Origin of the sequence: Bacillus sp. SW14 (assembly GCF_047608225.1) — a bacterium.
In the GTDB taxonomy this organism is placed as follows: Bacteria; Bacillota; Bacilli; order Bacillales; family Bacillaceae; genus Bacillus; species Bacillus subtilis_G.
The window spans coordinates 1,682,724-1,703,678 of the sequence record NZ_JBLKRW010000001.1; the positions used below are offsets into that span (position 1 = coordinate 1,682,724).

Annotated in this window: 27 protein-coding genes and 1 riboswitch; of the genes, 19 read left to right on the forward strand and 8 right to left on the reverse strand. The window is 42.9% G+C overall.

What is annotated here, in order from left to right; translation table 11 throughout:
- Nucleotides 1–70: 70 nt before the first annotated feature.
- The 10 genes from ACMX2I_RS08665 (at nucleotide 71) to ACMX2I_RS08710 (ending at nucleotide 5,902) form a co-directional block, all read left to right on the forward strand.
- Complete coding sequence (locus ACMX2I_RS08665) at nucleotides 71–1,024, forward strand: magnesium transporter CorA family protein (protein ID WP_087990706.1); 954 nt, start codon at nucleotides 71–73, stop codon at nucleotides 1,022–1,024.
- A 62-nt stretch (nucleotides 1,025–1,086) separates the two neighbouring features.
- On the forward strand, nucleotides 1,087–1,497 hold the full coding sequence (locus tag ACMX2I_RS08670) for a CBS domain-containing protein (RefSeq protein ID WP_333517117.1): 411 nt from the start codon (nucleotides 1,087–1,089) through the stop codon (nucleotides 1,495–1,497).
- Between the two features lie 215 nt (nucleotides 1,498–1,712).
- Entirely contained in the window at nucleotides 1,713–2,783 is a 1,071-nt protein-coding gene (gene comGA, locus ACMX2I_RS08675) for a competence protein ComGA (RefSeq protein ID WP_414956701.1), read from the forward strand.
- Complete coding sequence (gene comGB / locus ACMX2I_RS08680; RefSeq protein ID WP_414956702.1) at nucleotides 2,770–3,807, forward strand: competence type IV pilus assembly protein ComGB; 1,038 nt, start codon at nucleotides 2,770–2,772, stop codon at nucleotides 3,805–3,807. Before comGA ends, comGB begins: the two co-directional genes overlap by 14 nt.
- A gap of 13 nt (nucleotides 3,808–3,820) precedes the next feature.
- Complete coding sequence (gene comGC / locus ACMX2I_RS08685; RefSeq protein WP_414956703.1) at nucleotides 3,821–4,117, forward strand: competence type IV pilus major pilin ComGC; 297 nt, start codon at nucleotides 3,821–3,823, stop codon at nucleotides 4,115–4,117.
- Complete coding sequence (gene comGD / locus ACMX2I_RS08690) at nucleotides 4,107–4,538, forward strand: competence type IV pilus minor pilin ComGD (protein WP_414956704.1); 432 nt, start codon at nucleotides 4,107–4,109, stop codon at nucleotides 4,536–4,538. The genes comGC and comGD overlap by 11 nt, the downstream gene beginning before the upstream one ends.
- Nucleotides 4,522–4,869, forward strand: a complete 348-nt coding sequence (gene comGE / locus ACMX2I_RS08695) for a competence type IV pilus minor pilin ComGE (RefSeq protein ID WP_414956705.1) — start codon at nucleotides 4,522–4,524, stop codon at nucleotides 4,867–4,869. Before comGD ends, comGE begins: the two co-directional genes overlap by 17 nt.
- Before the next feature lie 31 nt (nucleotides 4,870–4,900).
- On the forward strand, nucleotides 4,901–5,278 hold the full coding sequence (gene comGF / locus ACMX2I_RS08700) for a competence type IV pilus minor pilin ComGF (RefSeq protein WP_414958313.1): 378 nt from the start codon (nucleotides 4,901–4,903) through the stop codon (nucleotides 5,276–5,278).
- Complete coding sequence (gene comGG, locus ACMX2I_RS08705) at nucleotides 5,279–5,653, forward strand: competence type IV pilus minor pilin ComGG (RefSeq protein ID WP_394715962.1); 375 nt, start codon at nucleotides 5,279–5,281, stop codon at nucleotides 5,651–5,653. It begins immediately after the preceding gene.
- 69 nt (nucleotides 5,654–5,722) lie between these two features.
- Nucleotides 5,723–5,902 carry a YqzE family protein gene (locus tag ACMX2I_RS08710; RefSeq protein WP_087990697.1) on the forward strand — a complete coding sequence of 60 codons (180 nt, stop codon included), beginning with the start codon at nucleotides 5,723–5,725 and terminating at the stop codon, nucleotides 5,900–5,902.
- A gap of 43 nt (nucleotides 5,903–5,945) precedes the next feature.
- Here ACMX2I_RS08710 and ACMX2I_RS08715 read toward each other — a convergent pair whose 3' ends face one another.
- Nucleotides 5,946–6,275 (reverse strand): YqzG/YhdC family protein, encoded by a 330-nt coding sequence (locus ACMX2I_RS08715; RefSeq protein ID WP_289349119.1) that lies wholly within the window; start codon nucleotides 6,273–6,275, stop codon nucleotides 5,946–5,948.
- A 261-nt stretch (nucleotides 6,276–6,536) separates the two neighbouring features.
- On the opposite strand from ACMX2I_RS08715, the gene tapA reads away from it, so the two are divergent.
- The 3 genes from tapA (at nucleotide 6,537) to tasA (ending at nucleotide 8,702) form a co-directional block, all read left to right on the forward strand.
- Entirely contained in the window at nucleotides 6,537–7,298 is a 762-nt protein-coding gene (gene tapA, locus ACMX2I_RS08720) for an amyloid fiber anchoring/assembly protein TapA (protein WP_414956706.1), read from the forward strand.
- Nucleotides 7,282–7,854 carry a signal peptidase I SipW gene (gene sipW / locus ACMX2I_RS08725; RefSeq protein WP_414958314.1) on the forward strand — a complete coding sequence of 191 codons (573 nt, stop codon included), beginning with the start codon at nucleotides 7,282–7,284 and terminating at the stop codon, nucleotides 7,852–7,854. Before tapA ends, sipW begins: the two co-directional genes overlap by 17 nt.
- Before the next feature lie 62 nt (nucleotides 7,855–7,916).
- A complete protein-coding gene (gene tasA / locus ACMX2I_RS08730; protein WP_087990695.1) occupies nucleotides 7,917–8,702 on the forward strand; it encodes a biofilm matrix protein TasA in 786 nt (261 codons plus the stop codon).
- Between the two features lie 91 nt (nucleotides 8,703–8,793).
- Here tasA and sinR read toward each other — a convergent pair whose 3' ends face one another.
- The 4 genes from sinR to ACMX2I_RS08750 form a co-directional block, all read right to left on the reverse strand.
- On the reverse strand, nucleotides 8,794–9,129 hold the full coding sequence (gene sinR / locus ACMX2I_RS08735) for a transcriptional regulator SinR (protein WP_003226345.1): 336 nt from the start codon (nucleotides 9,127–9,129) through the stop codon (nucleotides 8,794–8,796).
- Between the two features lie 33 nt (nucleotides 9,130–9,162).
- Nucleotides 9,163–9,336, reverse strand: a complete 174-nt coding sequence (sinI, locus tag ACMX2I_RS08740; protein WP_414956708.1) for an anti-repressor SinI — start codon at nucleotides 9,334–9,336, stop codon at nucleotides 9,163–9,165.
- A gap of 183 nt (nucleotides 9,337–9,519) precedes the next feature.
- Entirely contained in the window at nucleotides 9,520–10,314 is a 795-nt protein-coding gene (locus ACMX2I_RS08745; protein WP_414956709.1) for a YqhG family protein, read from the reverse strand.
- A 20-nt stretch (nucleotides 10,315–10,334) separates the two neighbouring features.
- On the reverse strand, nucleotides 10,335–12,008 hold the full coding sequence (locus tag ACMX2I_RS08750; RefSeq protein ID WP_414956710.1) for a DEAD/DEAH box helicase: 1,674 nt from the start codon (nucleotides 12,006–12,008) through the stop codon (nucleotides 10,335–10,337).
- Between the two features lie 168 nt (nucleotides 12,009–12,176).
- Nucleotides 12,177–12,278: riboswitch (glycine riboswitch) on the forward strand.
- A 172-nt stretch (nucleotides 12,279–12,450) separates the two neighbouring features.
- Between ACMX2I_RS08750 and gcvT the strand changes: the two genes are divergently transcribed.
- From gcvT to gcvPB, 3 genes are read left to right on the forward strand one after another with little or no spacing between them, the layout of a single operon-like run.
- Entirely contained in the window at nucleotides 12,451–13,539 is a 1,089-nt protein-coding gene (gene gcvT / locus ACMX2I_RS08755) for a glycine cleavage system aminomethyltransferase GcvT (RefSeq protein WP_394715967.1), read from the forward strand.
- 29 nt (nucleotides 13,540–13,568) lie between these two features.
- Nucleotides 13,569–14,915: an aminomethyl-transferring glycine dehydrogenase subunit GcvPA gene (gene gcvPA, locus ACMX2I_RS08760; protein ID WP_414956711.1), complete on the forward strand. Its 1,347-nt coding sequence runs from the start codon at nucleotides 13,569–13,571 to the stop codon at nucleotides 14,913–14,915.
- On the forward strand, nucleotides 14,908–16,374 hold the full coding sequence (gene gcvPB, locus ACMX2I_RS08765; protein ID WP_414956712.1) for an aminomethyl-transferring glycine dehydrogenase subunit GcvPB: 1,467 nt from the start codon (nucleotides 14,908–14,910) through the stop codon (nucleotides 16,372–16,374). Before gcvPA ends, gcvPB begins: the two co-directional genes overlap by 8 nt.
- A gap of 35 nt (nucleotides 16,375–16,409) precedes the next feature.
- Here gcvPB and ACMX2I_RS08770 read toward each other — a convergent pair whose 3' ends face one another.
- Nucleotides 16,410–16,790, reverse strand: a complete 381-nt coding sequence (locus ACMX2I_RS08770) for a rhodanese-like domain-containing protein (RefSeq protein ID WP_064814188.1) — start codon at nucleotides 16,788–16,790, stop codon at nucleotides 16,410–16,412.
- A gap of 190 nt (nucleotides 16,791–16,980) precedes the next feature.
- On the opposite strand from ACMX2I_RS08770, the gene lipM reads away from it, so the two are divergent.
- The 3 genes from lipM to ACMX2I_RS08785 all read left to right on the forward strand — a co-directional run bounded on the left by lipM (nucleotide 16,981) and on the right by ACMX2I_RS08785 (nucleotide 19,347).
- Nucleotides 16,981–17,817, forward strand: a complete 837-nt coding sequence (gene lipM / locus ACMX2I_RS08775; protein ID WP_087990689.1) for an octanoyltransferase LipM — start codon at nucleotides 16,981–16,983, stop codon at nucleotides 17,815–17,817.
- Nucleotides 17,818–17,916: 99 nt separating this feature from the next.
- On the forward strand, nucleotides 17,917–18,345 hold the full coding sequence (gene mntR / locus ACMX2I_RS08780; protein ID WP_003236923.1) for a transcriptional regulator MntR: 429 nt from the start codon (nucleotides 17,917–17,919) through the stop codon (nucleotides 18,343–18,345).
- Between the two features lie 126 nt (nucleotides 18,346–18,471).
- A complete protein-coding gene (locus ACMX2I_RS08785) occupies nucleotides 18,472–19,347 on the forward strand; it encodes a patatin-like phospholipase family protein (RefSeq protein WP_414956713.1) in 876 nt (291 codons plus the stop codon).
- On the opposite strand, the gene ACMX2I_RS08790 is transcribed toward ACMX2I_RS08785, so the two are convergent.
- Together ACMX2I_RS08790 and ACMX2I_RS08795 are read right to left on the reverse strand one after the other, a co-directional pair.
- Nucleotides 19,344–19,739: an SA1362 family protein gene (locus tag ACMX2I_RS08790; RefSeq protein WP_003226367.1), complete on the reverse strand. Its 396-nt coding sequence runs from the start codon at nucleotides 19,737–19,739 to the stop codon at nucleotides 19,344–19,346. The genes ACMX2I_RS08785 and ACMX2I_RS08790 overlap by 4 nt on opposite strands.
- Nucleotides 19,740–19,778: 39 nt before the next feature.
- Nucleotides 19,779–20,735 (reverse strand): DUF1385 domain-containing protein, encoded by a 957-nt coding sequence (locus ACMX2I_RS08795; RefSeq protein ID WP_414956714.1) that lies wholly within the window; start codon nucleotides 20,733–20,735, stop codon nucleotides 19,779–19,781.
- Nucleotides 20,736–20,955 lie beyond the last annotated feature (220 nt).

The following is a 20,955-nucleotide window of genomic DNA, read 5'->3' on the forward strand; positions in this document are numbered from 1 at the left end:
CTGACTGGTTTAGCGAGGCCTTTCTTGGGCAATTAAAGAACAAAAGAATAAAAGTTTGGAGGAGCTTGACATGAAGGCACATACGGGAAAGGATTGGTTTTGGTACCAAATGGGGCCTCAGGAAAGAGATAAGGCAAGAGATCTGATCCATTTTTCTCACTGGCCTCAATGCGAAAAGTGGTTTGAAAATAACCATCATATTAACTTTTTGCGTGTGGACACAACTGAAACGGAAAATGAAGCAGTATTTGGCTCAATTATATATGATCAGGGGCTGGGTGAGGAAAAAGACCATACCGTTTTTCACTTTTATATTACCAGACAATATTTTTTTACAATAAACTTTGATTTTTCGATTTTGAATGGGATTAAGGGAAAACAAGTTGTCCAGCAAATGGAAAGAGCAGATAGCACCATGGAGGGATTTTTGATCCTTCTCAGCGAGTTAATGAATGCGTATCTAATCGGTTTAGATGAATTTGAAGTAAAGCTGAGAAAGCTCAGATGGCAAATCAAAGACGACAATAGCAAAAGCATTTTAAACCGTGTCCATCTCTTGCACCATGAGCTGATGATCTGGAAAAACTTAATCCTAAACACTAAAAAAATTGAAATGGCATTGAAAGAAACCTTCTTGTCTCAACATGAAGATAAAAAGGTTTATCAGCGGACACAACTCAAAATTGACAGGGGGTTTACATACATCAGTGAATTTGAAGGGGAGCTTAATAGTCTGCTGCATTCAGAGGAAGTCATTACCTCTCACAGGGGAAATGAAATATTCAAAGCGCTGACCATTTTCACGACGCTTTTTACGCCGGTTACAGCACTTGGGGCCCTCTGGGGGATGAACTTTTCAGTGATGCCTGAGCTGAATTGGAAATACGGATATCTCTTATCGCTCTTATTGATTGGCACGTCTACGGTCCTGATCTACCTCTATTTGAAGAAGAAAGGCTGGACGGGAGATATGCTGCAGGAGGGAAAGAAGAAAAAGAAATCTCAAAAAAGGCAGACACTGTAGGATGTTTCATTTTTTGTGCAGCGGATAAAAAATAAATAGAACACGGTAAAGGAGGAATTGAAATGAAAATAAGAGACATTATGACGAAGAATGTAGAATGCTGTGAACCAACCGCTTCAATCACAGAACTAGCGAAACAGATGAAAGACTCCAATGTCGGTTCTATTCCAGTCTGTGAAAACGACACACTTAAGGGAATTGTTTCTGATCGGGATATTGTGACGAGATGCTTAGCTGAGAATCAGATGGATGCAAAAGCAAGAGACATCATGAGCGCTGACATCGTATCCGGCCACCCTGATATGTCTGCTGAAGAAGCGAGTCAGCTTATGGCAGAGCACCAAATCCGCCGTTTACCGATTCTTCAAAACGAACGAATTGCCGGTATTGTTGCATTAGGCGATCTTTCCGTTGAGAAAAATACAGACCAAAAAGCCGGAGAAGCATTAAGTGAAATTTCTAAATCAGCATAATGAAAGATAGAGGAAAGCAGGCATGATGGTCATCATGCCTGCTTTTTTATTAAGAAAAATAATAAAATCAAGGAGGAACATTCAGCTGAAACAATCTTTTCTGTCAGCAGAAATTGATTTTTCGGCATATAACATCTCCGGAAAATCACTTTTTCTCCGTTTGATTACCAGTCCTTATTTTTCTACAATACGCATTGAAAGGAGAGGGAATCAAATTGGATTCAATAGAAACGATAAGCAGAACCTTGATTGAAGAGGCGTATTCAACAAAGGCTTCTGACATTCACATTGTGCCGAGGGAGCAGGACGCCATCATTCATTTTCGGGTAGATCACGCCTTGCTGAAAAAAAGGAACATGAAAAAAGAAGAGTGCGTAAGACTGATTTCACATTTTAAATTTCTCTCAGCGATGGACATAGGGGAAAGGAGAAAGCCGCAAAATGGTTCGCTTACGTTAAAACTGGGAAAGGGAAATGTTCATTTAAGAATGTCAACACTTCCCACTATTAATGAAGAAAGCCTCGTGATCAGAGTGATGCCTCAATACAATATCCCATCAATTCATAAACTGTCGTTATTTCCTAAGACAGGAGCCACTTTACTCTCATTTTTAAAACATTCTCACGGCATGCTCATTTTTACCGGGCCAACTGGCTCAGGGAAGACCACCACATTATACTCTCTCGTTCAATATGCAAAAAAACACTTTAATCGAAATATTGTCACACTGGAAGACCCTGTTGAAACAAGGGACGAGGATGTTCTTCAGGTGCAGGTGAATGAAAAAGCCGGTGTGACATATTCGGCAGGGCTTAAGGCTATTTTGCGCCATGACCCGGATATGATTATTTTAGGTGAGATCAGAGACGCGGAAACAGCTAAAATTGCCGTGCGAGCAGCGATGACGGGGCATTTAGTGCTGACGAGCCTTCATACGAGAGATGCGAAGGGCGCGATTTACAGGCTGCTTGAATTCGGCATCAATATGAATGAAATCGAACAGACCGTCATTGCGATAGCGGCTCAGCGCTTGGTTGATTTAGCTTGCCCGTTTTGTGAAAACAGATGTTCATCGGTATATTGCCACCAGTCTCGAAACACCAGAAGAGTAAGCGTTTATGAGCTGCTTTACGGAAAAAACCTTCAGCAGTGTATTCAGGAGGCAAAAGGCAATCATGCAAATTACCAATATCAAACACTGCGTCAAATTATCAGAAAAGGAATTGCACTTGGCTACTTGACGACAAACAACTATGACCGGTGGGTTTATCATGAAACAGATTAGAAAAACTTGGCCGCTAAAGGATCAAGCCTTGTTATTAAAGCGGCTTGGTGAAATGATGGCGGGCGGATATACGCTTCTGGATGGATTACGCCTGATGGAGCTTCAGATGAAGAAGAGGCAGGTGGCCGACTTGGCTGACGCGGTCACTCATTTGAGGGAAGGGGCTCCGTTTTATCAAGTATTAAAGAGTTTGTCATTTCATAAGGAAGCCATAGGTATTTGTTATTTTGCTGTAACACATGGTGAATTGCCTGCTTCCATGATCCAGAGCGGAGAGCTGCTGGAACGAAAAATCGCACAGGCAGACCAGCTGAAAAGGGTGCTGCGCTATCCGCTTTTCCTCATCTTTACAGTCGCTGTCATGTTTTATATGTTACAGTCCATCATCATTCCGCAGTTTTCCGGTATTTATCAATCGATGAATATGGAAACCTCACGTTCAACCGATATGCTTTTCGCTTGTTTTCAGCATAGTGATCTGATGGTCGTTTCGGCTGCTCTTTTTGCAGCAGGTATCGGGCTTTATTATTCGTTGGTGTTTAAGAAAAAGTCACCTGTCCGGCAAATGCTTATTTGTGTCAGGATACCTTTAGTTGGAAAACTTGTCAGGCTGTTTAACAGCTACTTTTTTTCTTTGCAGCTAAGCAGCCTTTTAAAATCAGGCCTCTCAATTTATGACAGCCTTAATGCATTTAAACATCAATCGTTTCTCCCTTTCTACCACTGCGAGGCTGAGCAAGTGATTGAACGGTTAAAAGCTGGTGAATCTATTGAAGCCGCTATTTGTGACAGCCCTTTTTATGAAACAGATTTTTCAAAAGTCATATCTCACGGCCAGCTGAGCGGCCGCCTAGACAGGGAGCTTTTCACATACAGCCAGTTCATATTGCAGCGGCTGGAACACAAGGTGCAGAAATGGACAGGCATCCTTCAGCCTATGATTTATGGATTTGTTGCTGCGATGATCTTAATTGTGTATTTGTCTATGCTCTTGCCTATGTATCAGATGATGAATCAAATGTGAAAGGAAGAGGCCGATGAATGAGAAAGGATTCACTCTTGTTGAAATGCTAATTGTGCTCTTTATTATTTCAATCTTGCTTTTAATTACGATACCGAACGTCACGAAACATAATCAAACCATTCAGAAAAAGGGCTGTGAGGGCCTGCAAAACATGATTAAGGCACAAATGACTGCATATGAGCTCGATCATGAAGGACAGACACCGAACCTTGCCGATTTACAGTCAGAGGGCTATGTGAAAAAGGATGCGGTTTGTCCAGATGGGAAGCATATTGTCATCACTGGCGGAGAAGTTAAGGTTGAACATTAAATTAAACGAGGAGGAGGGATTTACTCTTTTAGAAAGCTTACTTGTGTTAAGCCTCGCCTCTATCCTCTTGATTGCCGTGTTTACCGCACTTCCTCCTGTTTATGGCAATACAGCGGTTCGTCAGGCGGCATGGCAGCTGAAAAACGATATTATGCTTGCACAGCAGACTGCAATGTCCAGTCATCAAAGAACGAAAATTCTCTTTCAGGGAAAAGACTATCAATTAATCATGGATGATACGGTGATTGAACGTCCCTATCCAACAGGACTTTCTATAGAGCCGCTGACATTAAAAGACCGTTTGGAATTTAATGAGAAAGGGCATCCGAATGCAGGCGGAAAAATACGAGTAAAAGGACATGCCGCTTACGACATAACAGTTTATTTAGGGAGCGGGAGAGTCAATGTGGAGAGAAAATAAAGGATTTTCTACAATAGAAACAATGTCTGCGCTAAGTCTGTGGCTGTTTCTGCTGCTGACAGTCGTTCCCATGTGGAGCAAGCTGATAGCTGATGAAAAGATGGCGGAATCACGAGAAACCGGCTACCAGATAATGAATGAAAGCATTGGCGAATATATAATGACTGGTGAAAGAGATGCTTCAAAAACGGTTATAAAGAACAATAAGATCTATGCGCTGAAGTGGGAGGAGAAGGGTCATGATCAAAACGTATGCATCTCAGCAGCAGCTTATAAAGAAAAACCATTTTGCCTCAGCATTATGCGGACAGACTGGCTATACGCTTCTTAACGTATTATTTTCGCTTTCTGTCTTTTTACTCATATCAGGATCGTTAGCTATGATCTTCCATCTGTTTTTGTCACGCCAACAGGGACATGACGGTTTAACAGAGCAAGAATGGATGATTTCGGTGGAGCAGATGATGAACGAGTGCAAGCAGTCCCGCGCAGTCAAGACAACTGAGCATGGGAGCGTATTGATTTGCACCAATCTTTCCGGGCAAGACATCCGTTTTGAAACCTATCAATCAATGATAAGAAAAAGGGTAGATGGCAAAGGGCATGTTCCGATACTAGATCATATTACAGTCATGAAAGCCGATATTGAAAATGGGATGGTTTTGTTAAAAATTGAGAGTGAGAATCAAAAAGTGTATCAAACTGCTTTTCCGGTTTATCGGTATTTAGGAGGAGGGTGAATGTACCGCACGAGAGGGTTTGTTTATCCCGCTGTTCTTTTTGTGTCCGCGCTTGTACTGCTGATCGTGAACTTTACTGCTGCTCAATATATTTCACGCTGCATGTTTGAAAAGGAAACAAAAGAGTTTTACACAGGAGAGAATTTACTTCAGAATGGCGCGCTTTTGTCTATGCGGCATATTCTTGAGCAACGGAAAGGCCAAAAGGGTTCACAGCAGTTTACATATGGGCAGGTTTCTTATGACATTCATGATACATCGATAAAAGAGCAAAAAGAAATCAATTTAAAAGCCATGACGGAGTCGGGAACAGAAAGAACTGCACAGCTAGTGTTTGATCAAAAACAGAAACAACTGCTGAGCTGGACAGAATAAAGCAAAGAAAGGGTATAAAAAAAGTCCTGTGAGCCAACACTCATAATAATTGAATGATGAGGTGATCACGTGAAAACAAATGATTATGTCAAATACATGACTCAGCAATTTGTCAAATATATAGATACTCCGAAAGATGAACGAAAAGAACGAAAAGAGGTGCGGAAAGAAACAAAAACACCTGCCTCACAGCAGTGGTTCGGTATTTTACCCTATGGTTTCAGGTTATGGCTGAAGCGAAAAAAATAATTGCACTGCTATAGCGAATAAGGTCCTTCTAAAATGGAGGACCTTATTGATATTCTTCTAATATGGCAATTTTATTAACCTTTTGGCTATAGGGATTGAATGAAATCGTGACAAATACGCCGAATTCCTTTGATCCTTCTCTTAGGGTTAAATGGTATTGCTTCACTGCCTCATCTTTTCTTTTGCGGTCCCATACTTTTTGTTTGAACAGTACCTGTGCGAGCGGGTATCTTTTTTTTGCTTCTTTTACTGCAAGCTCTTCCCATTTAGATATGTGACGGGCGGCGGTCACAAGCGGCACTTCTTCTGCGTGAGCGGCAGGGGTGCCGAAAACGAGAAGAGAAAGACAAATCACACACTGTTTGAACATTATGCTGTCACCCTTTCCTTGTTTATGATTTCCAAATCGAACTTGGATATGCATTTACTTTCTCACATAACAATCTAAAAATTTCAAAAAGATGAGCAATACTGAGTAAGGCTTAGTAAGATGATGAATATGTTCTTTTAAACGAACTAAACGGTCAATTTTGGTGTTTTTCAATCCATTAAACGTTGATTATACTCAATTTGTGTGGTTCTTTAAAAAGAACAATTGTCATAATAAGTTACAGTGTTTTACAGGAGGTAAGATATGTTTCGATTGTTCTACAATCAGCAAAAGGCGAAGACGAAACTAAAAGTGCTGCTTTTTTTTCAGCTTTCAGTCATTTTTAGTCTGACTGCCGCGATATGCTTACAATTTTCCGGTGATACAAGCGCTGTTTTTCATGATATAGAAACATTTAATGCTTCGCTTCAATCGTGTAAAGATTTTCAGCATACAGATAAAAACTGCCATTACGATAAACGCTGGGATCAAAGTGATTTGCATCTGTCAGATCAAACGGATACAAAAGGTACTGTATGCTCACCTGTCACTTTATTTGCTGAGCTTAAAAATACAGGCGAGAAACTGAAGAAATCAAAGTGGAAGTGGGAGCTTCATAAGCTGAAAAATGCCCGCAAACCGCTAAAGGATGGGAACGTGATCGAAAAAGGGTTCATTTCCAATCAAATTGGCGATTCACTTTATAAAATTGAGACGAAGAAAAAAATGAAACCCGGCATTTATGCATTTAAAGTATATCAACCGGCCGGCTATCCGGCAGACGGCAGTACATTTGAGTGGTCGGAGCCAATGACGCTTGCAAGGTGCGATGAAAAACCGACAGTCCCGAAAAAAGAAACAAAGCATGCGGTCAAAAAGGAGAAGGAAACACCGCAAAAGGATGTGCAAGAAAAACCAAATAAAGAGGATGCATCTCAAGAAGCAGTAACGGAAGAAAAAGGTACTCAATCAGTTGTGAAGGAAAGCGGGGAAGAGGATGAAAAAAGCAATGAAGCTGATCAGTAATATTCTCTACGTGATCATCTTTACTCTCATTATTGTACTTACGCTTGTCGTGATATCAACACGTTCATCCGGGGGAGAGCCGGCAGTGTTTGGATACACGCTGAAATCAGTTCTCTCGGGTTCAATGGAGCCCGAGTTCAACACAGGTTCTTTAATATTGGTCAAGGAAATCACCGATGTGAAAGAGCTCCAAAAGGGTGACGTCATTACATTTATGCAGGATGCAAATACGGCGGTCACCCACAGGATTGTTGACGTGACGAAGCAAGGAGGCCATTTGTTATTTAAAACAAAAGGGGACAATAACGCCGCAGCTGATTCAGCGCTAGTATCGGAAGAAAATGTCCGCGCGCAATATACGGGTTTTCAGCTTCCGTATGCCGGCTATATGCTTCATTTTGCCAGTCAGCCAATCGGAACTGCTGTTTTACTGATTGTTCCCGGTGTGATGCTGCTGATGTACGCTTTTGTGACGATCACAAGCGCCATTAGAGAAATTGAAAGAAAGACAAAAGCTTTGGAAACAGATACAAAGGACAGCACCATGTCCACTTAACTTCAGTTGTAAACCTGGCAACAGGTTTCGATATAAATCATTCAATAAAAGGGGAGTTTGCCATGGGTATGAAAAAGAAATTAAGTTTAGGAGTGGCTTCGGCGGCATTAGGATTAGCTTTAGTAGGAGGAGGAACATGGGCAGCATTTAACGACATTAAATCAACGGATGCTACTTTTGCATCAGGTACACTTGATTTATCTGCTAAAGAAAATTCAGCGAGTGTTAACCTGTCAAATCTAAAGCCGGGAGACAAATTGACGAAAGACTTCCATTTTGAAAATAACGGCTCACTTGCGATCAAAGAAGTATTAATGGCACTGAATTACGGTGAATTTAAAGCAAACGGCGGCAGCAATACATCTGCAGAAGATTTTCTCAGCCAGTTTGAAGTGACTCTATTGACAGTTGGAAAAGAGGGCGGCAATGGATACCCGAAAAATATTATTTTAGATGATGCAAACCTCAAGGACTTGTATTTGATGTCCGCTAAGAATGATGCAGCAGCTGCTGAAAAAATCAAAAAACAAATTGACCCTAAATTCTTACATGCAAGCGGTAAAGTCAATGTAGCAACTATTGACGGTAAAACTGCTCCTGAATATGATGGTATTCCAAAAACACCGATTGATTTTGACCAAGTCCAAATGGAGATCCAATTCAAAGACGATAAAACAAAAGACGAAAACGGGCTAATGGTTCAAAATAAATATCAAGGCAACTCAGTGCAGCTTCAATTCTCATTCGAAGCGACACAGTGGAACGGCTTGACAATCAAAAAGGAACATACTGATAAAGACGGTTACATTAAAGAAAATGAAAAAGCGCACAGTGAGGATAAAAATTAATAGCAATAAAAAAGACATGGCCCAGTATATCGAGTACTGGGCTGTTTCTATGTTGATTGACAAAAGAGGAGTCAGTGCCTCTGCTCGGGCACTACTCCTCTTTTTGAGATTTTCTCCATTTTTGATAATCTAAAAATTCACGAAATTGTTTTTTCGATACCCCGGATGTCATTGCATCGCGAACCAATTTCTCCCATTCACTATCTAATTGACCATCGTATTCGGTTTCATGTTTCTCATCGAGCAAAGTATGAACCGAGACGTCCAGAACAGCGGAGACTTTTTCGAGAAATTGAATGGAGGGGTTCGTTTGTAGATTTCGTTCTATTGAGCTTAAATAAGACTTCGCTACCCCAGCTTTTTCAGCTAGTTCTGATAGTGAGTAGCCTTTTTCTTTACGGTATTGTTTAATACGCTGGCCAATCAATGTCATCACCTTCCTTGTGATATTATAGCACATTCAGAAAGGATTTACGGTATGACTTCTGGTTGCCGGACCAGGATGAGCAGACTTTTTGTTTAAAAGTAAATATTTTCGTATTTCTTCCGGGCTGATATTTGCCTCTTTGGCTTTCATCATCAATTTAACCCATTCTTGATCTAATTCGAAGTGCTCTTGTTTTGCATTTTTCATGCAGTTTCTCCTCCTAAAATACTTGTTTATGTATTTCAGCCAGTCCGGCCATGACTCATTGTATGCCTTCAGCGTCTCTGGAAGTCATTTGCCATTGAAATTGCCAGAATTTTTTTCCAGTATACCTTTATTATAATCGCATTTTTTCAAAAAAAACGAGAACGATGTCGAATGTTAAAAAAGTTAGCTTGAAATATTATTTTGCAAATAAAATAATCCGCCATTTTCAATTTCCACCAATATCTTTGGTTGATACAAGGATTTCAGCGCCTGTTTTTCTAGATGATACTCTTCTGGTTTTTCTTCTACATGCTCATAAAACTTGTCAAGCAATGACATATCATTCTTCCACCTGTTTACCGCCTGTTCTGCCCAGTCTGACGGCTCCTGCATGGCGGATTTAGCAATATAGTTTTCCATCCGCGTAAGGCCGCTTGCTGGTTTGATCATAGGCGATATGGTGAAGCAATAGTCGCTTATTTGCGACGTCAATGAAAGGTGTGTCAGCTTGCTTTGAAAATGTTCAATTATGGTTCCAGAGACTAGATGAAGACCTAGTGACAATAGCTTATCCTTTTTCATGTCGGACTGGTATGAAATCGTGACATTTATACCAAGCCAAGGTTGAAGTGGGACTTTGGCTCCGGCTGATTCAATTTTCTCATACATTCTGGTAAATCTCCCATTTTGTTTAACAGCTTTGAAAATTTGAAAGAGGCGCGGCGCCCCAAAATAAATAAATTCGCCATCTAGGTCTTTTGGAGCGGTTTCCTTATCTGTAATAAAAGTGATTTTCATTGGATTCGGATCGCCGCCTGTCTTCTCGCGCCAGTGCCAGTAGAAAGGGCGGTTCATGATCTGTTTGTCCATTTCAACTGTAAGCTGCACTGTCATATAGCCGGAACCTTGATCGACGATCGGGCAGCTGTTTGCCTGAAAAAAACGAAGCAGAAAATCGTGAATCTCTTGCTGTCTCACTTATAAAACCTCCTTACAGGTTAAGATCCTCTTTTTTCAGCAGGCTGCTGTTTTTTATAAGACAAAAATGAAGTTAAGTTGTCCATTTTGATTTTCATGTCTTCCTCTGTTGCTGAATGGCACAAAATATCGTGCAGATGTTCTTCAAAATTGTTCACTTGAATTTTCGTTAATATATCATCAAGTTCGCCGACCACTTTTTCAAACAGGTGAATTTTTTCATACAGGAGCTTTAAAATATGCTCTTCCACAGTATGTTTTGTCGCCATGTTGTAAATGTGCACGTCACGTTCCTGTCCGAGCCTGTGAATTCTTCCGATTCTTTGCTCAAGACGCATCGGATTCCATGGCAGGTCATAGTTGATCATGTGATTGCAAAATTGCAGGTTAATCCCTTCTCCGCCGGCTTCAGTTGCAATCAGAACCTGGACTTTTTCGCGGAAAAGATCCTTCATCCAGTCTTTTTTCCCGCGTTTAAATCCGCCTCTGAACGGCACGGAGCTGATGCCGTTTTGCTGAAGAAACCATTGCAGGTAAATCTGGGTTGCCCGGTATTCTGTGAAAATGATGACCTTATCGTCTATCTTCTTGATCAGATCAACGACTTGCAGTGCTTTAGAGTTTTGTGTGACTTGGTTGATGCGGTCTATTAAAACCGAAATGGTGCGTTCATCAATGGCCGGTGCTTGTTTTTCTTTTTGATCAAGCATTTTTTTCAGCGTCATATATACTGCTTCTCTGCTCGAACAGCATTCTCTTTGCAATGTCATAATCGAGAACATGCTGGCCGGCTTATCGATGCCTTCCTTCAGGCGGGAAATTTCATCATAAAGCGCCTGCTCTGATGGAGAAAATTCAATCGGCACTGTTTCAACATGGCGCTGTTTCCAAGTCAGCCCGGTATCATGCCGCCTGTTTCGGATCATGACTTTATTCACAAGATCTTTTAAATGCTCATGCGCTTCTAAACTGGATTTCTTGTTAGCGAACTCTTCCTGAAAGTGATTTTGACTGCCTAAATGGCCGGGTTTTAATAAGGACACCAAATTGAAAATTTCTTCAATACGGTTTTGAATTGGCGTCGCGGTAAGCAGCAGGCAATATTTTTTTACGAGATTCCGGACAAATTCATAGTTCTTCGTTTTACTATTTTTCAGTTTGTGCGCCTCATCAATAATCACGAGATCATATGGGATTGACAGCACGATTTCACGGTGGGGCGAGCGCTTTGCGGTATCGATTGATGATACGACAATATCGCATTGCTCCCATACATAGCTTTTTTTTTGTTCAACAGCCGGAATCAAAAATTTTTCCTGAAGCTCTTTGACCCACTGTGATACAAGGGAAGCGGGCACAAGGATCAATATTTTTTTGGCTAAACCGCGAATCATATATTCTTTTAGAATCAGTCCCGCTTCAACCGTTTTCCCAAGGCCTACCTCGTCTGCTAAAATCGCTTTCCCGTTCATTTTTTCAACCACTTTTTGCGCAACCTCAAGCTGGTGCGGGAGCGGCGTAAAGGAAGGCAGGTATAAAGGGGCCCGTAAGCCTTCAAATTCAGGAATGGCTAATGTTTTCTGGATTTCTGCAGAAAGCTTGTACAGTTCCCAGTTCGCCCACGGGCCATCATGTTGAAGTCTTTCAGCGAATTCATCAGGCCATTTTGCATCGTAGATTATTTCAGCGTCCATTGTTTTGAAACCGCCTTTCTTATTCTTCGATTCTTAAAATGCACAATATAAGAAAAATCTGCCCAAATTGCTGTTGCCCAGCATATAGTGATGGTGGTAGGATATGAGTATGTATTTGATGTAAGATATTGCTATAGTATGTCCATAACAGCATGAAAATATGAGCGAATGACAGCAAGGGGAGAGACCTGACCGAGAACTTCGGGATACAGGCGCCGAAGGAGCAAACTGCGGAGTGAATCTCTCAGGCAAAAGAACTCTTGCTCGACGCAACTCTGGAGAGTGTTTGTGCGGATGCGCAAACCACCAAAGGGGACGTCTTTGCGTATGCAAAGTAAACTTTCAGGTGCCAGGACAGAGAACCTTCATTTTACATGAGGTGTTTCTCTGTCCTTTTTTGTATGTTTTTTTAGCTGCGCCGTTAAAAAAGGGGAGGAATTCGATGCTGAAAAGAACGCCGTTATTTGACCTGTATAAGGAATATGGAGGGAAAACGATTGATTTCGGGGGCTGGGAGCTTCCTGTTCAATTTTCTTCTATAAAAAAGGAACACGAGGCTGTCCGAACTGCGGCCGGGCTGTTTGATGTATCTCATATGGGAGAGATCGAAGTGTCAGGAAACGATAGTCTGTCTTTTTTGCAAAGGCTGATGACCAATGATGTTTCCGCGTTAACGCCAGGTCGTGCGCAATATACGGCGATGTGCTATTCGGATGGCGGAACCGTCGATGATTTACTTATCTATCAAAAAGGTGAGAACAGTTATTTGCTGGTCATTAATGCATCTAATATAGATAAAGATTTGGCTTGGATGAAAGAACATGCCGCAGGTGATGTGCAGATTGATAATTTGTCTGATCAGATCGCGCTCTTAGCTGTACAGGGTCCAAAAGCAGAAACAATCTTAAAAACGCTTACGTCTTCAGATTTATCTGCATTAAAGCCGTTTGCGTTTATCGATGAAGCTGATATCAGCGGCTGCAAAGCACTTATTTCGCGCACCGGCTATACGGGTGAGGACGGGTATGAAATTTACTGCCGCAATGAGGATGCTGTGTATATATGGAGACAAATTATTGATGCGGGGGAAGCATATGGGCTGATTCCATGCGGTCTCGGCGCACGCGATACCCTCCGGTTTGAAGCGAAGCTCCCGCTTTACGGACAGGAGCTGACCCGGGATATTACACCGATTGAAGCAGGTATAGGCTTTGCCGTAAAACACAAAAAGGAGTCTGATTTTTTCGGCAAGTCAGTATTGAGCGAACAAAAAGAAAACGGAGCAATGAGGAAGATTGTCGGTCTCGAAATGATCGAAAAAGGGATACCGCGGCACGGATATGAAGTGTTCTATAATGGCAAGCCTGCCGGAAAGGTTACAACCGGCACGCAGTCGCCGACCTTTGGGAAAAACGTCGGCCTTGCCCTAGTTGCTGCGGAAGCGAGTGAAATCGGGACAGTTGTAGAGGTGGAGATTCGCAAAAAATTAGTGAAAGCAAAGGTTGTTAAAACACCATTTTATAAACGCTAATATTTTTTCTTGGGGAGAGGAGTCAACACATGAAGCACCGTTATTTGCCCGCAACAGAAGAGGATAAACAAGAAATGCTTGCCGCTATCGGCGTAAGGGGCATCGATGAACTATTTGCTGATATACCGGAAAACGTCAAATATAAAAAAGAGTATCAAATCAAAAAAGCGAAGTCAGAAACGGAACTCACAAGAGAACTGACAAAGCTGGCCTCTAAAAATAAGGATACCTTACAACACGCGTCTTTCTTGGGAGCGGGTGTATATGACCACTACCAGCCTGTGATTGTGGATCATGTCATTTCACGCTCTGAGTTTTATACGGCATATACACCCTACCAGCCGGAAATTTCGCAAGGGGAGCTTCAGGCCATTTTCGAATTCCAAACGATGATCTGTGAACTGACAGGAATGGATATCGCCAACTCCTCTATGTATGACGGCGGAACAGCCTTGGCAGAAGCGGCAATGCTTGCTTCCGGCCATACGAAAAAGAAAAAAATCGTTGTGTCAAAAACCGTGCATCCTGAATCGAGAGAAGTGCTGAAAACGTACGCAAAAGGTCAGTATATTGAAGTCGTTGAAGTCCCCGCTGCAGATGGCGTTACCGATCTTGACGCTTTGCGCCAAACCGTTTGCGAGGATACAGCCGCAGTGATCGTTCAGTACCCGAATTTTTTTGGCCGGGTCGAGCCGTTAAAGGATATTGAACCTATTTCTCATCAAGGGAAATCCATGTTTATTGTGTCAGCCAACCCGCTTGCGTTAGGCCAGCTCGCTCCGCCGGGCAAGTTTCAGGCTGATATCGTCGTCGGCGATGCGCAGCCTTTCGGCATTCCATCAGCATATGGCGGCCCGCATTGCGGCTTTTTCGCCGTCACCAAAAAATTAATGAGAAAGATGCCAGGCCGTCTCGTCGGACAAACGGAAGACGAAAATGGAAAAAGAGGCTTTGTGCTTACATTACAAGCAAGAGAACAGCATATCCGCAGGGATAAAGCGACATCAAATATATGCTCGAACCAAGCTTTAAATGCGCTGGCAGCTTCTGTTGCCATGACAGCTCTCGGGAAAAACGGCGTAAAAGAAATCGCCCGCCAAAATCTACTAAAAGCCAACTATGCAAAGCAAGAAGCAAAAAAAGCGGGCCTCCCCGTCATATTTGACGGACCGATGTTTAATGAATTTGTCATCAAATTGGATGAACCGGTGAAAGCTGTGAACCAGCGTTTGCTGGCAAAAGGCATCATCGGCGGATACGATCTTGGGCTGACGTATCCGGAGCTGGACTGTCATATGCTGATTGCTGTAACGGAGCTGAGAACAAAAGAAGAAATTGACGCACTCATTCAGGAATTGGGGGATCGCCATGAGTAATCAAGATCAGGCACTTATTTTTGAGCTTTCCAGAGAAGGCCGCATCGGCTACAGTCTGCCGGAGCTCGATGTACCGGAAGTCGAATTGGAGGACCTCTTATCAGACACCTATATTCGTGGCGAGGACGCAGAGCTGCCGGAGGTGTCTGAGCTGGATATCATGCGCCATTATACAGCGCTGTCCAAACGGAATCACGGGGTGGATTCCGGCTTTTATCCTCTCGGTTCTTGCACAATGAAATACAATCCGAAAATCAATGAAAAAATCGCGCGCATCCCCGGTTTTGCTGCAATTCATCCTCTTCAAGATGAAGACACGGTGCAAGGCGCTTTAGAGCTTTTATATGATTTAAGTGAGCACCTCGAGGAAATTACGGGAATGGATGAGGTTACGCTTCAGCCAGCTGCCGGGGCGCATGGCGAATGGACGGGGCTGATGATGATCCGCGCCTATCATGAAGCGCGCGGGGATTTCAAGCGGACAAAGGTCATTGTTCCTGATTCCGCGCACGGGACAAATCCTGCTTCAGCGACAGTAGCTGGCTTTGAAACGATTACGGTGAAATCGAATGAAAATGGGCTTGTCGATCTGGCGGATTTAAAAAGATCAGTGAATGAAGAAACTGCTGCTCTGATGCTGACGAATCCGAACACGCTTGGCTTGTTTGAGGAGCAGATCACCGAGATGGCGGAAATTGTTCACCAAGCGGGGGGGAAATTGTACTATGACGGCGCCAATTTAAATGCGGTTTTAAGCAAAGCGAGACCGGGCGATATGGGATTTGACGTAGTGCACCTCAACCTGCATAAAACATTCACTGGCCCTCATGGCGGCGGAGGTCCCGGCTCAGGCCCTGTCGGTGTAAAAAAAGATCTGATTCCTTATTTGCCAAAACCAGTTTTAATCAAAAAGGAAGGCCGCTTTACATTTGATGATGACCGCCCTCATTCGATCGGCCGCGTAAAGCCGTATTACGGCAACTTCGGCATCAATGTCAGAGCGTATGCGTATATCCGCTCCATGGGGCCTGACGGGTTAAAGGCTGTTACGGAGAACGCAGTGTTAAACGCCAACTATATGATGAGAAAGCTCGCGCCTTATTACGATCTTCCGTTTGACCGTCATTGCAAGCATGAATTTGTATTGTCAGGTAAGCGGCAGAAAAAGCTGGGGGTGCGTACGCTTGATATAGCAAAACGGCTGCTTGATTTCGGCTATCATCCGCCTACGATTTATTTCCCGCTTAATGTTGAAGAATGCCTTATGATTGAGCCGACAGAGACGGAATCAAAGGAAACCTTGGATGCGTTTATCGACGCTATGATTCAAATCGCAAGAGAAGCGGAGGAGAATCCGGAGATCGTCCAGGAGGCGCCACATACGACAATTGTAAAAAGAATGGATGAAACAAAAGCGGCGAGACATCCAGTGCTCAGGTATGAGACGAAAGAGAAGTAAAAAAACAGCTGTCTGTAAAAAGACAGCTGTTTGCTTTAATTCTTTGCTTTAATCTTTCCGCCCCATTTTTTAAAGCCGCCTTTTAGGTTGTAAATCTCAGTGCAGCCGTTTTTGCGCAGGGTTTGTGCCGCGCGTCCGCTGCGGACGCTGTTTTGGCAGTACAGATAAACGGGCTTGTCCGGACGGATTTCATTTTTTCTCTGTTTCAGCTGGGAAAGCGGGATGTTGCGGGCGCCTAAAATATGCCCGCCCTCAAACTCATTTGGTTCACGGACATCAATGAGCTGCGCTTTTCGGTAACCCGCGCGGAATTCTTCTTCCGTAAGTGTTTTCATAATTCGCTGCTGATAGACATATGAAGCAATCATATACACGATAAACGCAGCAAAAATAATCAAAACGATCATATTAGACAATGTGATCCTACTCCTTTAGCATATAAAATCAAAACCCTGTTTCGTAAAACAAGGCCATAGAGCCGTTTTCGACAAATACTATTATAGTAAAGCATGGCGCGATTGTCATCCATAATGAAACGAAAATATTTTTCATTTTCCCGGCAGTTTGATAAACTAATTCTATTAAAACGGTAAGGAAGGTCTCAAAATGGAAAAAGAAACTTGGCGGTTTATAGACTCAGGCAATGCAAATCCTGCATTCAATATGGCGCTTGATGAAGCGCTTTTATATTGGCACAGCGAAGAAAAAATTCCCCCGGTTATCCGTTTTTACGGCTGGAATCCGGCGACTCTTTCTGTAGGGTATTTTCAAAATATTAAAAAGGAAATCAATTTTGAAGCCGTACATAAGTATAATCTCGGATTCGTCAGACGCCCGACCGGCGGGAGAGGTGTGCTGCACGATCAGGAATTGACATACAGCGTGATTGTTTCAGAAGAACATCCCGAAATGCCGGCAACGGTCACTGAGGCATACCGGGTCATTTCAGAAGGCATACTCCAAGGCTTTAGAAATCTTGGTCTGGACGCTTATTTTGCCATTCCGAGAACTGACAAAGAAAAAGAAAGCTTAAAAAACCCGCGGTCATCCGTTTGTTTTGACGCGCCCTCATGGTATGAGCTAGTGGTTGAGGGACGCAAGGTGGCGGGAAGCGCGCAAACGAGGCAAAAAGGCGTGATTCTTCAGCACGGATCCATTCTGCTCGACTTAGATGAGGACAAGCTGTTTGATTTGTTCTTGTATCCGAGTGAAAGAGTCAGAGAGCGGATGCAGCGCAATTTCAAAAATAAAGCGGTTGCCATTAATGAACTCACTGAAAAACAGGTAACGATGGATGAGGCCCGTAAAGCCTTTAAAGAAGGATTTGAAACAGGCCTTAACATTCATTTGGAGCCATACGAACTATCTCAGGAAGAGCTTGATTTTGTACATCACTTGGCAGAAACAAAATACGCTTCAGATGAATGGAATTACAAGCGGTAAACAGGGCTTTTGGCCCGCGGAGCATCCTTGTTTTTTCAAGTTCATTAGTGTAAACTTGTAATGGTTTATAAAGTTAAGGTGCTTTTTGGGAGGGTTTCGATGACGACACCAAGTATGGAAGATTATATTGAACAGATTTATATGCTGATTGAAGAAAAAGGATATGCACGGGTTTCCGATATTGCGGAAGCATTGGCAGTCCATCCCTCCTCTGTAACGAAAATGGTTCAAAAACTAGATAAAGACGAATATTTAATTTATGAAAAATATCGCGGTCTCGTGTTAACGTCTAAAGGGAAAAAAATAGGCAAACGGCTGGTATACAGACATGAATTGCTTGAGCAGTTTTTAAGAATCATTGGTGTTGATGAAGAGAAAATATATAACGATGTCGAAGGAATCGAACATCATTTAAGCTGGAACAGCATTGATCGCATCGGGGATCTTGTTCAATATTTTGAAGAAGATGATGCGCGTAAAAAAGATCTGAAATCAATCCAAAAGAAAACAGAACATCATAATCAGTAAAAAGGCGGTCTCGAAGGAGGCCGTCTTTTTTTAATTCGCTGCGCCGCGCGTCATTCGTTGGTCTATTTCTTCGCATGTTTTCTTAAAATGGTAATAAACGATTGGATGGAGGGGGAGGGGAATGAGATGTATATTGACGGTGTATTTTCCGGCGGCGGAGTAAAAGGCATTGCTCTGGCAGGCGCTTATGAAGCGCTTGAGGAAAAAGGCTTCCGCTTTAAACGGCTTGCGGGTACAAGCGCGGGCGCAATTATAGCCGCCTTCATTGCCTCAGGTTACACCAGTAAAGAAATCCATGCTTTAATTGAAGAAGTGGACGGAGAGAAATTGCTGGACCAGCGGTACTCATTTCTCCCCTTGAAAATGCTTCAGTGGGTGTCCATTTACTGGCGTCTTGGCTTATATAAAGGCGATACGATAGAAAAATGGATTGCTGATCTGTTAAGAGCGAAAGGCATAAGGGTTTTCGGTGATTTGCAGAAGGGGTCTCTGCGCCTTATCGCTTCTGATCTGACAAACGGCACCATGATTGTTTTGCCGGACGATTTGGTCCGTTACGGGTTAAATCCCGATATGTTTCCGGTTGCCAGGGCGGTAAGAATGAGCTGCAGCATTCCGTATTTCTTTGAACCGATAAAATTAAAAACGGACACAGACACCGCCACGGTTGTTGACGGAGGGGTGCTAAGCAATTTTCCCATCTGGCTGTTTTCAAAGGAAAGAAAACGCCCTGTTATCGGTGTGACGCTTGCACCGCGGGAAAGGGAGCGTCCGCGAAAAAATATCCGCAACGCATTCGAACTGTTCGGCGCCCTGTTTGAAACGATGAAGGATGCACATGACGCAAGGCACATTGCGTCACGCTATGAACAAAACATCATTTTTCTCCCGGTTGATGACGTCATGGCGACCGAATTTCATTTAACACAACAAAAAAAACTAGCCCTGATTGAGCTAGGTAAAAGACGGACAGAGCAGTTTTTAAAACAGTGGACCTATTAAAAAAGCGCTCTGTTTTTCTTTTTATTTTTTTTCCCTTCTATAACAGTCAGCTGAGTCTGGCTTTTTTTCTTGAGAATCATCGGCTTAGGCTTGCTGGCGCTCGGAACGCTGCGCAGGTGGCTGACACGTCCCTTATGTCCGGCGCGGTGCTTTGCTTTTTGTTCTTTCATCCGGCGCCGGGATTGTTTCGCCGCTTTTTTGAAGGCCGCTCCTTCGCTGCCCGCATTTCGATTCATTACATATTTCACAATAAAATAAATAATGATACCTGCCACGATGACGGTTACCGCCATTTTTGCCATTTCTCCGGGATTGGTTACCAGTACATAGAGGAAACCGAACGCTCCCAGCGCAATTAATACAGCAATAATAGGTTGTACACGATGATTCATAACTGTCCACCTCCGAAAGTAATAGCAGGGCAACGGATATTAGATGACGTTGTGAGAAGGCTTCTGATTTTGTGCAGACATTTCTTCGAGTCTGAGAAGCTCGTTAAAGCTTTCGATTGCAACTTCAACCTGGTCATCCTTAGGCTCTTTTGTTGTTAACAGCTGAAGCCAGAGCCCCGGATACCCAAGGAATTTCAGTCCGGGTATATCACGCACTTTGTTTGTCAGCTGCAGAACTTCAAAGGATATGCCGAGTACGACCGGTATCAGCGCGACACGATCTATAACACGCAGCCAAAGCGGATCTGTCGGAACGAGCAAATAGACAAACATGCCGACAATAATCGTAAATAAAATAAAGCTTGATCCGCAGCGGTAATGAAGCCGAGATTGGTTTTGAACATTCTCTACTGTAATTGGCAAATTCTGTTCATAACAGTTTATGACTTTATGTTCGGCTCCATGATATTGAAACACTCTTTTAATGAGCGGTGTCATGGATAAAAAATAAATGTAACCGAGCAGCAAAACCAACTTAAATAGGCTTTCAACCGCGATTTGCGCTGTGTCCGATGAAAAAACCGGCCTTGTCAGTTCAGCTAAGAAAACAGGAACCAATGTAAATACAAATTTACTGAACAAAAATGATAAGACGCCGATAACCGCGAGGCTGAGATACATAGACAGCCCGGAGGATTTTTTTTCTTCCTGCTCAAGTGTCTCGTCTTCAGATGGATCAAGCCCGTAACGTTCGCTAGAAAAATTCAAATGCTTGGTGCCGTTTGCGCTCGCTTCAATAATGGCCGCGATCCCTCGTAAAAACGGAATCTTTTTCACGATGTTCAGTTTCGGGTTGCGTTTGCGGGGAAGCTTAAAGAAGTCAATGCTTCCGTCCGTTCTTCTGATTGCTGTAACGTAATGATGCTTTCCTCCAAACATAACGCCTTCCACAACTGCCTGACCGCCGTAAGCGGGCGGAATTTTATGTTTTGACATATTATCAACCTGCCTATTTCTTTAGGATTGCTAACCATTTCCTTTCACTCTATTGTACAGGAAACAGCGCTAAACCTCTAGATTGACAGGCTGAAAAATTGTCTAGCCTTGCTTTATCTACATGCATTATACCCGTTAATTTCAAATTTTACTCGCAGCTGTCAAAAAGTGTGAGCTTTTTTATTGACATTTCATTTTTTGGGCACACTTTAACTGGAGG